General features: G+C 72.1%; 14 protein-coding genes. 2 read left to right on the top strand and 12 right to left on the bottom strand.

The window, feature by feature from the left end:
- Positions 1-11: 11 nt before the first annotated feature.
- The 6 genes from urtE to AB0J33_RS14005 form a co-directional block, all read right to left on the bottom strand.
- The gene (gene urtE, locus AB0J33_RS14030) at positions 12-704 is read right to left on the bottom strand and encodes an urea ABC transporter ATP-binding subunit UrtE (protein WP_112625517.1); all 693 of its coding nucleotides are present in this window, start codon (positions 702-704) and stop codon (positions 12-14) included.
- Positions 704-1,600, bottom strand: a complete 897-nt coding sequence (urtD, locus tag AB0J33_RS14025; RefSeq protein WP_363613356.1) for an urea ABC transporter ATP-binding protein UrtD — start codon at positions 1,598-1,600, stop codon at positions 704-706. Before urtD ends, urtE begins: the two co-directional genes overlap by 1 nt.
- The gene (gene urtC / locus AB0J33_RS14020; RefSeq protein ID WP_363613354.1) at positions 1,597-2,784 is read right to left on the bottom strand and encodes an urea ABC transporter permease subunit UrtC; all 1,188 of its coding nucleotides are present in this window, start codon (positions 2,782-2,784) and stop codon (positions 1,597-1,599) included. The genes urtD and urtC overlap by 4 nt, the downstream gene beginning before the upstream one ends.
- A complete protein-coding gene (gene urtB, locus AB0J33_RS14015) occupies positions 2,781-3,668 on the bottom strand; it encodes an urea ABC transporter permease subunit UrtB (protein ID WP_363613352.1) in 888 nt (295 codons plus the stop codon). Before urtB ends, urtC begins: the two co-directional genes overlap by 4 nt.
- 72 nt (positions 3,669-3,740) lie before the next feature.
- Complete coding sequence (gene urtA, locus AB0J33_RS14010) at positions 3,741-4,985, bottom strand: urea ABC transporter substrate-binding protein (protein ID WP_363613350.1); 1,245 nt, start codon at positions 4,983-4,985, stop codon at positions 3,741-3,743.
- A gap of 421 nt (positions 4,986-5,406) precedes the next feature.
- Positions 5,407-6,489, bottom strand: a complete 1,083-nt coding sequence (locus AB0J33_RS14005) for a substrate-binding domain-containing protein (RefSeq protein ID WP_363613348.1) — start codon at positions 6,487-6,489, stop codon at positions 5,407-5,409.
- A 96-nt stretch (positions 6,490-6,585) separates the two neighbouring features.
- On the opposite strand from AB0J33_RS14005, the gene AB0J33_RS14000 reads away from it, so the two are divergent.
- Positions 6,586-7,254, top strand: a complete 669-nt coding sequence (locus tag AB0J33_RS14000) for a MarR family winged helix-turn-helix transcriptional regulator (protein WP_363613346.1) — start codon at positions 6,586-6,588, stop codon at positions 7,252-7,254.
- A gap of 701 nt (positions 7,255-7,955) precedes the next feature.
- Here the strand turns inward: AB0J33_RS14000 and AB0J33_RS13995 are convergent.
- Genes AB0J33_RS13995 through AB0J33_RS13970 form a run of 6 tightly spaced genes read right to left on the bottom strand, consistent with a single transcriptional unit; the run spans position 7,956 to position 12,476 of the window.
- Complete coding sequence (locus AB0J33_RS13995; RefSeq protein WP_363613344.1) at positions 7,956-8,672, bottom strand: urease accessory protein UreD; 717 nt, start codon at positions 8,670-8,672, stop codon at positions 7,956-7,958.
- Entirely contained in the window at positions 8,672-9,454 is a 783-nt protein-coding gene (gene ureG, locus AB0J33_RS13990) for an urease accessory protein UreG (protein WP_363613342.1), read from the bottom strand. The genes AB0J33_RS13995 and ureG overlap by 1 nt, the downstream gene beginning before the upstream one ends.
- On the bottom strand, positions 9,444-10,136 hold the full coding sequence (locus AB0J33_RS13985) for an urease accessory UreF family protein (protein WP_363613340.1): 693 nt from the start codon (positions 10,134-10,136) through the stop codon (positions 9,444-9,446). The genes ureG and AB0J33_RS13985 overlap by 11 nt, the downstream gene beginning before the upstream one ends.
- A complete protein-coding gene (locus AB0J33_RS13980) occupies positions 10,136-11,839 on the bottom strand; it encodes an urease subunit alpha (protein ID WP_363613338.1) in 1,704 nt (567 codons plus the stop codon). Before AB0J33_RS13980 ends, AB0J33_RS13985 begins: the two co-directional genes overlap by 1 nt.
- Positions 11,836-12,177, bottom strand: a complete 342-nt coding sequence (locus AB0J33_RS13975) for an urease subunit beta (RefSeq protein WP_363613336.1) — start codon at positions 12,175-12,177, stop codon at positions 11,836-11,838. Before AB0J33_RS13975 ends, AB0J33_RS13980 begins: the two co-directional genes overlap by 4 nt.
- Positions 12,174-12,476, bottom strand: a complete 303-nt coding sequence (locus AB0J33_RS13970) for an urease subunit gamma (protein WP_091398934.1) — start codon at positions 12,474-12,476, stop codon at positions 12,174-12,176. Before AB0J33_RS13970 ends, AB0J33_RS13975 begins: the two co-directional genes overlap by 4 nt.
- Positions 12,477-12,861: 385 nt before the next feature.
- Between AB0J33_RS13970 and AB0J33_RS13965 the strand changes: the two genes are divergently transcribed.
- A complete protein-coding gene (locus AB0J33_RS13965) occupies positions 12,862-13,671 on the top strand; it encodes a hypothetical protein (protein ID WP_363613334.1) in 810 nt (269 codons plus the stop codon).
- Positions 13,672-13,695 lie beyond the last annotated feature (24 nt).

The raw sequence follows: 13,695 nt of genomic DNA, 5'->3' as shown, positions 1-13,695 counted from the left end.
CTCGCCGGCGATCAGACCGCTAGGGCCGCCCGGACCTCCCGTTCCGCCGTGACACCCCCGTCGCCGTGCGAGGTGACCCGGCCGGACTCCAACACGTGGTAGCGGTCCGCCACCCGCAGCGCGAAGCCCAGGTGCTGCTCGACGAGGAGCACACTGAACCCGGACTGCCGGGTCAGCTCGACGATCCGCTCCTGGATCTCCGCAACCACCGACGGCTGGATGCCCTCCGTCGGCTCGTCGAGCATCAGCAGCCGCGGCCGGGTGATCAGGGCACGGGCGATGGCCAACTGCTGGCGCTGCCCGCCGGAGAGCAGCCCGGCCCGACGCCGCAGCAGCGGGCGCAGCGCCGGAAACAGGTCCAGCACCTCCGCCGTGGCCACCGCGCCGTCGCGCCGGCCGTCGGCGACCAGTCGCAGGTTCTCCGCGGCGGTCAGGTGCGGAAAACACTGCTGACCCTGCGGGACGTACGCCATCCCCCGCGCCACCCGCTCGTGCGGCCCGGCGCGGGTGACGTCCTCACCGTCCAACTCGACCGTGCCGGCACTCGGGCGCAGCAGCCCGGCCGCCACCCGCAGCAGGGTGCTCTTGCCCGCGCCGTTGTGCCCGAGGACGGCGGCCACCCCGTCGGGCGGGACCGCCAGGTCGACCCCGTGCAGCACCCGGGAGCGCCCGTACCCGGCGTGCACCCCGCGCAGCGTCAACATCATGCCTCCAGGCCGGTACGGGCCGACCCGGCGTCGACCGGGTGGCCAAGGTAGACCTCCTGCACGCGCGGGTCCGCCTGAACCTGCGCCACCGTGCCCTCGCTGAGCACCCGGCCGGCGTGCAGCACGGTGACGCTGCGCGCGAACCGGCGCAGGAAATCCATGTCGTGCTCGATCACCACGACCGTGCGGTCCCGGCTCACCGTCTCCAACAGGGCGCCGGTGGCGTCGCGTTCCTCGTGGCTCATCCCGGCGACCGGCTCGTCGAGCAGCAGCAGCCGCGCGTCCTGCACCAGCAACATGCCGATCTCCAACCACTGCTTCTGACCGTGCGCGAGGGTCCCGGCGAGGTGCCCGGCCCGGTCGGCCAGGCCGATGGTCTCCAGTGCCGCGGCGATCTCGTCCGGGACACCCCCGCGGCGGCGGGCCAGGGTCGCCCAGCTGCGCCGGGCGCCCGCCGCGATGTCGAGATTCTGCAACACCGACAGCTCCTCGAAGACCGTCGAGGTCTGGAAGGTCCGCCCGATGCCGAGCCGGCTGATCCGGTGCACCGGGCGGCCGAGCAGTTCCTCGTCGCCGAAGCGGACCGAGCCGGTGGCCCGGACCAGGCCGGTGATCGCGTCGACCAGTGTGGTCTTGCCGGCACCGTTCGGCCCGATCAGGAACCGGATGTCGCCGGCGGGCACCTCCAACGAGACGCCGTCGACCGCGGTGAACCCGTCGAAGCTGACCCGCACGTCACGGACGGACAACCCATCCAACCGCTCGGTGCGTTCGCTCATGCCGTGCCGGCTGGGCATGCGCTCATGGCCCTCACTACGCTCGGTGCGTTCGCTCATGCCGTGTTGGCTGGGCATGCGCTCATGGCCCTCGCTGCGCTCGGTGCGTTCGCTCATGCCGCCGGCACCTCCGTCCGCTCGGTGCGTCGTCGGCCCAGCGACAACCGCCCGCGCCGCACCGACCGCGCGGCGGCGTCACGGCGGCGGGTCAGCGCCCACAGCGACGCCAGGCCGCCGGGCAGGAACGCCACCACGACCACGAAGAGCAACCCCTGCAGGTACGTCCAGGTGCCCGGGAAACGCTCGGAGAGGGCGGTACGCGCCCAGGCCACCGCCACCGCGCCGAGCACCGGGCCGAGCAGGGTCGCCCGACCGCCCACCGCGACACCGATGACGAACTCGATCGACGGGACGATGCCGATCAGGGCGGGCGAGATGATGCCCACCGCCGGCACGAACAGCGCCCCGGCCAGCCCGGCCATCCCCGCCGCGACGACGTACGCCACCAGCTTGACCGACGCCGGGTCGTAGCCCAGGAAGCGGACCCGTTCCTCACCGTCGCGGACCGCCACCAGCAGTTCGCCGTAGCGGCTGTGGATGAGCTGGCGGGCCAACGCGAGCAACGCCAGCAGCGCCCCGGCGATGATGAAGTACACCATCCGTTGGTTCACCGGGTCGTCCAGGTCGTAGCCGAAGAAGCCCTTGATGTCGGTGAGCCCGTTGGTGCCGCCCGTGGTGCCCTGCTGGCCGATCAGCAGGATCACCATCGCGGCGGCGAGCGCCTGACTGAGGATGGCGAAGTACGCGCCCCGGACCCGGCGGCGGAAGACCAGCGAGCCGAGCCCGAAGGCGACAGCCATCGGCAGCAGCACCGTGGCCGGCAGCGCGAACCACGGGCTGGCGAACGGCCGCCACCACAGCGGCAACTCGTCGAGTTGCCCGTACAGCTGCATGAAGTCGGGCATCCCACCCGGGCCCGCGTCGGCGAGCTTGAGGTGCATGGCCATCGCGTAGCCGCCGAGGCCGAAGAAGACACCCTGGCCGAGGGTGAGCATCCCGCCCCGGCCCCAGGCGATCCCGATGCCGACCGCGACCATGGCGACGCACAGGTACTTGGCGAGCAGGGCCAGCCGGAAGTCCGACAGCACCAGCGGGGCGACGGCGAACAGCAGCGCCGCGCCGAACGCGAAGCCGGCCGCCGTCCGCAGCCGTGAATGGCCGGCGGGCCGACCCGGTGGTGTGGCGCCGCCGGGCGCCGGGCGGACGGCGGTGTCGGGCGGCGCGGGGGTGACGGCGGTCATGCGAGGCTCCTGGTCCGCAGGGTGAACAGGCCCTGTGGCCGCCACTGGAGGAACGCGACGATCGCCACGAACACGATCACCTTGGCGACGCTGAGGGTGGTCAGGTACTCCCCGGTGGCCTGGAGCACGCCGAGGGCGAAGGCGACGATCACGCTGCCCTTGAGCTGGCCGATCCCGCCGACCACGACGACCAGGAAGGCGTCGATGATCAGGTTGGTGCCCATGGTCGGGCCGATCGGGCCGAGCAGGGTGAGGGCCACCCCGGCCAACCCGGCCAGGCCGGAACCGATGAAGAAGGTCGTCCGGTCGACCCGGGAGGTGGCGATGCCGGACACCGCGGCGAGGTCGCGATTCTGCACCACCGCGCGGATGCGACGCCCGAGCGGGGTCAGTCGTAGCGCCAGGGTGAGCGCCGCGACGGCTGCCAGCGCCAGGGCCAGGATGAACAGCCGGTTGTTGGCGATGGTCAGCCCGCCGGGCAGTGCCACGTTGCCGGTGAGCAGCTCGGGCGCGCGGGTCTGCACGTTCGGGCTGCCGAAGACGTCCCGGGCCAGCTGTTGCAATATCAGCGACACACCCCAGGTGACCAGCAGGGTGTCCAGTGGTCGGGCGTAGAGCCGCCGGATGAGCAGCACCTCCAGCAGCACGCCCATGGCGCCGGCGACCACGAACGCCACCGGCAGCGCGACCACCAGCGACAGGCCCGCGCCGGTGATGCTCTGTTGCAGGACATAGGTGGTGTACGCGCCGGCCATGATGAACTCGCCGTGCGCCATGTTGATCACGTTCATCTGGCCGAAGGTCAGCGCGAGGCCGAGCGCGATGAGCAGCAGCACCGCACCGATGCTGATGCCGGTGAAGAGTTGACCGAAGAGGACTGTCACGGTGGGTACTCCGAACTGCTGGTCGGGTGGCCCGGGCGGAGCGCGTCGCGCAGCCCGCCCGGGCCGGCGTCGTCAGCTCAGGCCGCTCGCCCACGGGTAGGTCTTGAGGTACGGGTCCGGCGGCACCGGCTTGCCGGAGTTCCACACCTCGGTGATCAGACCGTCCACGCCGATCTTGCCGATCCGGGCGGTCTTGGCGATGTGCTGGGTCTTGCCGTCGACGGTGACCAGGCCCTCCGGCGCCTCGAAGGTGATCCCGTCCGAGGCGGACCGGACCTTCTCCACGTCGAAGGCGCCGGCCTTCTCGACCATCGCCTTCCACAGGTACACGCCGACGTACGCGGCCTCCATCGGATCGCTCGTCGGCTTGTCCGCGCCGTACTTCGCCTTGTACGCGGCCACGAACTTCGAGTTCGCCGCGCCCGGGGTGGTCTGGTAGTAGTTCCAGGCGGTCAGCTGTCCCTCCAGGTACTGGGTGCCGATGCCCTTCACCTCTTCCTCGGCGATCGACACCGACACCACCGGCATCGCGGCGGCGGTCAGGCCGGCCGACTTGTATTCCTTGAAGAAGGCCACGTTGCTGTCACCGTTGAGGGTGTTGAACACCGCGTCCGCCCCGGACGATTTGACCTTGTTGACGATGGTGCCGAACTCGGTGGAGCCGAGCGGCGCGTAATCCTCGCCCAGCACCGTCATCCCGTTCGCGGCCGCGTACGCCTTGATGATTTTGTTGGCGGTACGCGGAAAGACATAGTCGCTACCGACCAGATAGACCGACTTCGCACCCTGCGACTTGAGGTAGTCGAGCCCGGGAACGATCTGCTGGTTGGTCGTGGCTCCGGTGTAGAAGATGTAGGGCGACTGTTCCAGACCCTCGTACTGCACCGGGTAGAACAGCAACGCCTTGTTCTTCTCGAACACCGGCTTGACCGCCTTGCGGCTGGCCGAGGTCCAGCAGCCGAAGACGGCGGCCACCCGATCCTCGGAGATGAGCTTCTCGGCCTTCTCGGCGAAGGTGGGCCAGTCGGAGGCGCCGTCCTCACCCACCGGCTGGATCTTCTTGTTGAGGACACCGCCGGCCGCGTTGATCTCCTCCACGGCGAGCATGATGGAGTCGCGGACGGTGACCTCGCTGATCGCCATGGTCCCGGAGAGCGAGTTGAGCAGGCCCACCTTGACGGTGTCGCCGGAGACGTCGGCGGTGACGCCGGTCGCGCCGCCCTCGTCGGTGGTCTTGCTGCCGCACGCGGTCATCGCGGCCGCGGCGACCAGGGTCATGGCACCCGCCAGGATGCGGCGGCCCCGGAATAGTGACATCTACTCTCCCTGCGGTGCACTCAAGTAGCGAAAGGACGGTCGGTGCGGTCCGATGGAGCTGACGGAGGCGATGCCGAGGTCGACGGGTGGACGCCGCGCAGGGGCACCGGATCGGATATGGGCAGGGAAAGCGTCGACCGGCATGATTGCGCGGGTGTTTCCCAGTCCTTAATTGACTGTTTCCGAGAGGCCGCCGGGGGCGCGCACGAAAAACGGCCGACACCGTTGGGAGGAAATGGTGTCGGCCGTTCGGAAAGACGCAGAATAAGTGCCACCACAATAGTCGGCGGACGAATCCGTCGACGGTGGGCGCACAGTGCTGACATCCGACCCAGAGGTCAGATACTTCACGCAGGAAGCATCTTATTGCGGGATCGGGTGGCGCTGTCAAGGGCCCGTGGGCCGGCTGCTGGTCCCGGGTTCAGAGCTGGGCGAGCACGGTGAAGTCGAGCCCGTCGGCCTCGGCCAGGTAGATACGTTGACGCACGTGCCGTTGACGCAGCCGCAACCGGCCCCGCGGCCCGTGGTAGGCCACCGTGTCAGCGGCCGTCTCGATGGCCCGTACGTCGAGGGTGCGGGCCCGGCCGATCAGCGCCGCGAGCAGCATGACGCCCTCGTAGCAGGACTCCCCCAGACTTCCCAGCGGCGGTGCCTCCACCCCGAACCGCCGGGCGAACTCACCGTGGAAGTCGAGATTCTCCTGCGTCACCAGGCCGGCGAAGAAGCCCGCCGTGCTGTAGAGCCGCCGGGTCGCGCCGGCACCGCTGGCCAGCAGCATGTTCTCGTCCATCAGGGTGCTCAGCCGCAGGCAGCGTTGGTCCAGACCGGATCGGGCGAACGCGCGGTTGAACCGCACCGCGTCGGCACCGACCAGCAGCATCAGCACCGCGTCCGCGTCACTGTGCTCGATGCGGCGCAGCACCTCGGTGAAGTCGTGCGCGTCCAGGGGCAGGAAGTGCCGGCCCACCACCTGCCCACCACCGCGTAGCGCGTACCGCTGGGCCGCCCGCGACGTACGGCGCGGCCACACGTAGTCGTTGCCGACCACGAACCAGCGACGCACCCCCTGCTCCTCGGTGAGCAGCCGCATCGCGGGCCACAGTTGGGCGTCCGGCGTCTCGCTGGTCAGGAAGACCCCTTCGGTACGCTCACCGCCCTCGTAGAGTGCGGTGTAGACGTACGGCACCCGGTGCGCGACGCGGGGCGCCAACGCCTGGCGCACCGAGGAGATGTGCCACCCCGTCACCCCCTGCACGGCCCCCACCGACACCAACGCCTCGACCTCGGCGGCCACCTCGGCCGGCGGTGCGCCACCGTCGACCGGCACCAGCCGCACCTCCCGGCCCAGCACCCCACCGCACCGATTGATCTCCTCGACCGCGAGTTGTGCGCACAGCTCGCAGGTGGGCCCGAACATGCCAGCCGGCCCGCGCATCGGGTAGACCAGCGCGATGCTGACCACGGCACGGTCGACGGTCAGCCACGGCGGTGCCGGCGCGGACATGAGCACATGATTGCCCGGCCCACCACGGAAGACCAGCGTTCACCACGGACCGGGACGACTCGCTACCATGGCAGGGCCACCGGACCAGGGGGTTTCATGTCAGACGTGCCCGGGGCGCCAGCCGACCTGCTGCGCTCGCTCACCCGCGCCGAACGGCTCCTCTCCCGCCGGTTGGGCGCCGTCCTGGCCGACGACGCGCTGAGCATCGAGGCGTGGCGGGTGCTCTGCCTGCTGGCCGACGGTCAGGGCCACCCGATGAGCGAGGTGTCCGTCGAGGCGTCGCTGCCGCCGGGCACCCTCACCAAGCTGGTGGACCAGCTGGTCGACCGCAACCTCGTGTTCCGCCGGATCGATCCGATCGACCGCCGACGGATCCGCGCTTATCTGACCGTTCGGGGCCGCCGTGAGCACGCCCGCCTGGACGAACGGGTCCGGGCCAGCATCGCCGAGCTGGCCATCCCGGGGCTGCGCAGCGCGGACCTAGGCGGCGTGGAGCCGGGCAACGCGGGGCGGGACCGCACGGAGCCGGGCAACGCGGACCTGGTCAGGCCGGACCTGAGCAGTGCGAAGCCGGGCCGCGCGGACCTGAGCAGCGCGGCGAGCAGCAAGCCGGGGACGTCAACGGCCGCTGACCTGGTGAGTCAGCTCGATGACCTGATCGACCGCCTCGACCCCGCGCGCCGCCAGGACCCCGCCAGCCGCCACGACCCGGTCCGCCGCGCCGATCGCGTCGATGCCGGCGTTGCCGTCGGCCCCAACGGCTGACACGCCCAGCAGCATCCACTGCTGACTCTGCAGCGGCCGGCGGGCGGCGGCCGGCAGCGGCCGGCGGGCGGCGGCCGGCAGCGGCCGGCGGGCGGCGGCCCCTCGCTGCAGGGACGCGGGCACGGCTGGTCAGGGCAGGGCGGTGGTTGGGGCAGCTCCGGGCACGGCATTGCTGGGCCGGCACGACAAGCGGGCCGCTTCTCCACGCCGGACCGGCACCTTGGCAGGGGCGCCTGGTCATCGTGAGCCGGCACGACTCGGGCTCGGGCTCGGGCGACGGCTCCGGCTCCGGCTCCGGCTCCACGCAGTTGGTCGACTGTCAGCATCAGAGGCACCGCCCCTGAGAGCGTTATGCCTGTGAGTCATACTTATGCCTCACAGGCATAACGCTCATGAGCACGACGGTCCCCGGGACGAGCCGCCCGACCAGCAGGCGGGCCGGGCGCATCGCGTGGTCGGCATTCCCACAGCCATCGGACACCGCATCCCGCCGACCTGACCACGACGCGGGTCAGGCCGGGCCGCTCGGTGGACGCCACGCCGGCCATCACGACGAAGACGTGGTCTGCGGGACGAGCGGTCCGGCGCCGCGTGACCAACGCCGCCACAGCCAACACGGCCAGCGGCCAACGCCGCCACAGCCAGCACCACCGCGGCCAACGCCGCGACAGGCAGCGCGGCAGCGGCCGGTGCCGGTGCCGCTAGGGCGTGAGGTGGCCGCGCAGGGTGTGCGCGTCGGAAGCGGTGGCGGTCCACAGTGTGGCGGGCCCGCCGGCCAGTGGCAGCCGAGCGACGCTGGCCTCGGCAGTGGCCGGTTCGGCTGGCCGGGACGGGTCGACCACCAGCAGCGATCCGGTCGCGTGGGCGCCGCCGAGCACCGCGGGGCCGGCCCAGCCGGGCGCCTGCGGCCCCACCGCCAGGGATTGGCGCAGCAGTGGTCGACCCGCGTAGTCGACCTGGGTGTGCACGACGGCGCCGCCGGGCGCCTCGCCGTACCGGCCGCAGATCAACTCGTCCCGCCACAGCAGGCTCGCACCGGCGGCCAGGTCGATCCGGGACTCGGCGAGGTGCGCACAGCCGGCCGCCGCGACCAGCTGTTCCGGCAGCCAGTGCAGCGTGGCACCGGCGTGCACGACCGCCCGCACCGCCATCCGGGAGACCGCAGCCGCGCGACCCGGTAGGGCGATCGACGCGGCGACGCTGTGTACCCGGACGGCCGCGCCCGGCCCGACCTCGATCTCCAGGCGCAGGTCGTCCCCGGCGAGCGGGCCGGCCGCCCCGCCGACGAGGTACACCGTGGCCACCCCAGCGTCGGCTGGGGTTTGGCGCAGCAGCAACGGCGTTTCGCCGTGCAGCTCGACCAGCGCCGTGCCGCCCCGACCGTCGGCCCGGGCGACCAGGCGGGCGAGCGCTCGCATCAGGCCGGGCCGACCGGCGCGGCGAGTGGGTGCAGGGCGGCGTGGTGCGCCAGCTCGTGCCGGATCCAGTTTGCGACCGACGTGGCCGTGGGGTCTCCCACGATGGACAGGAAGAGGGTTGGCAGATCACCACGTCGGGCCCGCGCGTCGCGATCCATGACGGCGAGGTCGGCGCCCACCATCGACGCCAGGTCGGTCTTGTTGATCACGAGGAGGTCGGCGGCGGTGACCCCCGGTCCGCCCTTGCGGGGCACCTTGTCCCCGCCCGCCACGTCGACCACGAAGATCTGCCGGTCGACCAGCCCACGGCTGAAGGTCGCCGTGAGGTTGTCCCCACCGCTCTCCACCAGGACCAGGTCCAACGGGCCGACCGCCTCGGCCAACTCGTCGACGGCGTCCAGGTTGGCGCCGATGTCGTCGCGGATCGCCGTGTGCGGGCAGCAGCCGGTCTCCACCGCGCGGATCCGGGCAGGGTCCAGAACCCCGGCCCGTCGGAGGAAGTCGGCGTCCTCCGTGGTGTAGATGTCGTTGGTCACCACCCCGAGCCGCAACTCGTCGGCGAAGGCCCGGCACAGCGCGGCCACCAGGGCCGTCTTGCCGGACCCGACCGGGCCGCCGATGCCGACCCGAAGGGCGCGGCCCGCGCGGGCCAACGGCGGATGAGGGTCCACCCCCGGCTCCGGATGGGTGTGCGGAACGTTCTCGTCGTGGGGTGGGGTGGCCGGCGGCGTGGTCGGCTCGACGGCGGGCACAGCGCTCGGCACAACGGTGTCAGGACGCAAAGAGACGCACCTCCCAGGTGGCATGGATTTCGGCATGGATGTCGGCTAGCGGAGCGGCGGCGGCCGGCAGCCGCTCCGGTGGGTCATCGGCGGCCCGCGCCGCGTCGGCAGCCGTCTGGTCGCAGGAGTCGGCCAAGCCGACCAGCAGGGCCTGGACCCGGTACGGGTCGAGGCCGAGCAGACGTACGCCGGCGCTGGCCACCCCGGTCAGCGTCCCGTACGCGGCGATCGTGGCGGTCTCGACGCGGGACAGCCCGGCCGCGGCGCAGAGCAGCCCGAGCACCAGCGGTTGGTGTGCCCCGCCGGGCGTCGCGGGCAGGTCGGCGAACGGCGCTGCCGGCCAGATGGCACGGCCGGCGCGTAGCAGCGCGCGCCCCTGGCGGCGGGAGACCGCCCGCAAGGCGGGAGCCGCGGTACGGGCGTCCAACTCCGCGTCGAGCCGAGCCAGCGTCCCCGGCCGTAGGGCGGAGTCGGCCAGCACCGCCGCCCGGTGGGCCGCCGCCGCGAACGCCGCACCGACCAGACCGGCGGTGGCCAACCGTCCGGCCAGGAACTGCTCCAGGGTGGCCAGGTCGCTGACCCGGCCGGCGGCGACGGCCGCCTCCAGACCACCGGAGTGCGCGTGCGCACCGGCCGGGAAGCGTCCGTCGGCCAACAACAACAGCAGGCTCGGCGTCGCCATCAGAAGAGGAAGTACCGCTGGGCCATCGGCAGCCGGGTCACCGGGTCCGGCTCCACCACCTGGCCGTCGATCCGGACGGTGAACGTGTCCGGGTCCACCTCGATGCGCGGCATCGCGTTGTTCTCCGGCAGGTCGGCCTTGCCCCGCGAGCGTACGTCGCTCACCGGCACCACCCGGCGGCGCACGTCCATGCGGAGCCCGGCGTCCAGCGCCGCCGGAGCCACGAAGGCCAGGCTGGTGGCCGCTGCCGCCGCGCCGTACGCCCCGAACATCGGCCGCGGCAGCATCGGCTGCGGTGTCGGGATGGAGGCGTTGGCGTCGCCCATCTGGGCGTACGCGATCATGCCGCCCTTGAGCACCAGGTGGGGTCGGACGCCGAAGAACGCCGGGTCCCAGAGCACTAGGTCGGCGAGCTTCCCCGGTTCGACCGAGCCGATCTCCCGCTCCAGCCCGTTGGCCATCGCCGCGCAGATGGTGTACTTCGCCACGTACCGTCGGGCCCGGTGGTTGTCCGCGGCCCCGTCGCCCGGCAGCGCGCCGACCCGGTCCTTCATCACGTGCGCGCTCTGCCAGGTCCGCGTGATCACCTCGCCGACCCGGCCCATCGCCTGCGCGTCGGAGCCGATGATGGAGATCGCGCCGAGGTCGTGCAGCAGGTCCTCGGCGGCCATCGTGGACGGTCGGATCCGGCTCTCGGCGAAGGCCAGGTCCTCCGGCACGGACGGGTTGAGATGGTGGCAGACCATCAGCATGTCCAGGTGCTCGGCCAGGGTGTTGGCGGTGTACGGCCGGGTCGGGTTGGTCGACGACGGCAACACGTTCGGTTCACCGGCCACGGTGATGATGTCCGGCGCGTGCCCGCCACCGGCCCCCTCGGTGTGGTACGAGTGGATCGCCCGCCCACCGATCGCCCGCAGGGTGTCGGCGACGAAACCGGCCTCGTTGAGCGTGTCGGTGTGGATCGACACCTGGACCCCGGAGGCGTCCGCCACCCGCAGGCACGCGTCGATCGCCGCCGGCGTGGTGCCCCAGTCCTCGTGCAGCTTGAACCCGCCGGCACCGGCCCGCAACTGTTCCCAGAGCGCCTCGGTGGAGACGGTGTTGCCCTTGCCGAGCAGCAGCACGTTGACCGGCATCGTGTCCAGTGCCTCGTGCATCCGGGCCAGGTGCCAGGCGTTCGGGGTGACCGTCGTCGCCCGGGTCCCCTCGGCCGGCCCGGTGCCGCCGCCGACCAGCGTGGTGATGCCACTGGCCAGCGCCTCGGTGACGATCTGCGGGCAGATGAAGTGCACGTGGGTGTCGACCGCACCGGCGGTGAGGATCCGCCCGTTGCCCGCGATCACCTCGGTAGCCGGGCCGATGACCAGGTCGGGGTGGACGCCGGGCATGGTGTCCGGGTTGCCGGCGCGGCCGAGTGCCACGATCCGCCCGTCGCGCAACCCCACGTCGGCCTTGACAACGCCCCAGTGGTCCAGCACCACGGCACCGGTGATCACGGTGTCCAGTGCCCCCTCGGCGCGGGTGGCCCGGGACTGCCCCATCGACTCGCGGATGACCTTGCCGCCGCCGAAGACCGCCTCGTCGCCGCCCACACAGTGGTCGGTCTCCACCTCGATCAGCAGGTTGGTGTCGGCCAGTCGGATCCGGTCACCGGTCGTCGGCCCGTACAGGTCGATGTAGCGGTCCCGCCGCACGGCGCTCACCGCGCCGACCCGTCGACCGCGTCCGGCGACGGGTCCAGCGGCCCCGCGCACTCGCCGCGCAGACCCGGCACGACGCGTGCGCCGCCGAGCGGTACGAGATCGACGCTGCGGCTGATGCCCGGCTCGAACCGGACCGAGGTGCCCGCCGGCACGGCGAGCCGCTGCCCCCAGGCCGCGCCCCGGTCGAACGACAGCGCCGGGTTCGACTCGGCGAAGTGGTAGTGCGAGCCGACCTGCACCGGGCGATCGGCGGTGTTGACCACGAGCAGGGTGGTCACCGGACGACCCACATTGATCTCGACCGGGTCGGCCGCCGGCAGGATCTCCCCCGGGATCACGGGATCGGGTGGTGCACCGTCACCAGCTTGGTGCCGTCCGGGAACGTCGCCTCCACCTGCACCTCCCTCAGCAGCTCGGGGATGCCGTCCTGGACGTCGTCGCGACCGAGCACCGTCCGGCCGGCCGACATCAGGTCGACCACCGACCGGCCGTCGCGGGCCCCTTCGAGGAGGAACGCGGTGATCACCGCGACGGCTTCGGGGTAGTTGAGGCGCAGGCCGCGTTCGCGGCGGGCGCGGGCGACATCGGCCGCGACGTGGACGAGCAGGCGGTCCTGCTCGTGCGGGCTGAGGAACACGGGGCTCTCCCGGTGGGTCGGCGTGCCCCGGCTCGTCGTCGGCTCGACACGGAGCCACTCCCGGGCACCAGGACCCGAGGGGACGAGCTGGGAGTCACACGACCGCCGGGTCACCGCCGACGGGGCGACCCGGGACTCCACCATCCCGGCCCGCTCGACGGGCAACCGGCGGTGTCGGGTCGGATGCGGACCGCACCGCCCACCGCTGAGCAGACCGTAGAGGATCGCCACCGACCGAGGCAACAGTCCGGCGCGGAGTGCGCTCGTACCCGCGTGTCCTGATCCGGGGTGGCGTGCGGGCCGGTGAGAGCATGACCTGGGCGGACTTTCCGTCGTCCCGGACTGGCTGCGGCCGACCGGGCTCTGGCCACTGGGGAGGGACCCGATGCAGGAGTCAACGCCCGCGGCGAACGGCGACCGCGAGCGGCGGCTGCGGACGCTCACCGTGGTCGGGGTGGCCGCCAACGTCCTCGGTGTGGTCACGGCGGTGGAGAGCGTGCTGCGCCGGGACGCGCTGCTGATCGCCCTCGCCCTCACCGCGGTGCTGCTGCTCGGCGGGTTCTGGTTCTGGTACCAGCAAACCAGGCTGGCGGTCGCGCTGCTCGCGCTCGGCTGTGTGCTGCTCGGCGGTGTCGTGGCGACACAAGTCGGCCGCCGGTCGGCGCCGCCGCCCGTCGCCGGTGGCACCTCGACGCCGACACCGGGCGGCGCCTCCCTGCCGAGCACGACCGCTACCCCGAGCGTGGGGTCCTCTCCGACGCCGGCCACTCCGACCGCCATCGGTACGGCAGTGGTCGACCCGGACGTGCCGCGCGTCCTCGTGGACCGCAGCGTGGTGCTGCCCCGCACCGCGGCGATCGATGTCGACCGGCCGGATCAGCAGGTCGTCGCGAAGCACACCGACGGGGCCACCGACGGGCTCGACCTGTACCACGACTGGGGGCAGGTGCGCTCGGACAACATCCAGGTGGCCAACCCGCCGAACGTGTACCAGTACTCCGGCGGCAACCCCGGCCGGGCGTACCCGGTCTGCGCCGTCGACGGCTCCGGGTCGGCACGGGCGTCGTTCACGCCGGGGGCGGACTTCTGCTTCCGTACCTCGGAGGGGCGCGTCGGGTTCGCGACCATCACCCAAACCCGCGACGACCAGGCATTCGTCGTTCATGTAGTGGTCTGGGACGCCACCGGCGTCTGAGGTTGGGCACGGAACGGCTGTTCC

Origin of the sequence: Micromonospora sp. NPDC049645 (assembly GCF_040675155.1) — a bacterium.
Lineage (GTDB): Bacteria > Actinomycetota > Actinomycetes > Mycobacteriales > Micromonosporaceae > Micromonospora.
Note: the sequence above shows the minus strand (reverse complement) of the source record. Positions and strands in the feature narration are given on the sequence as shown.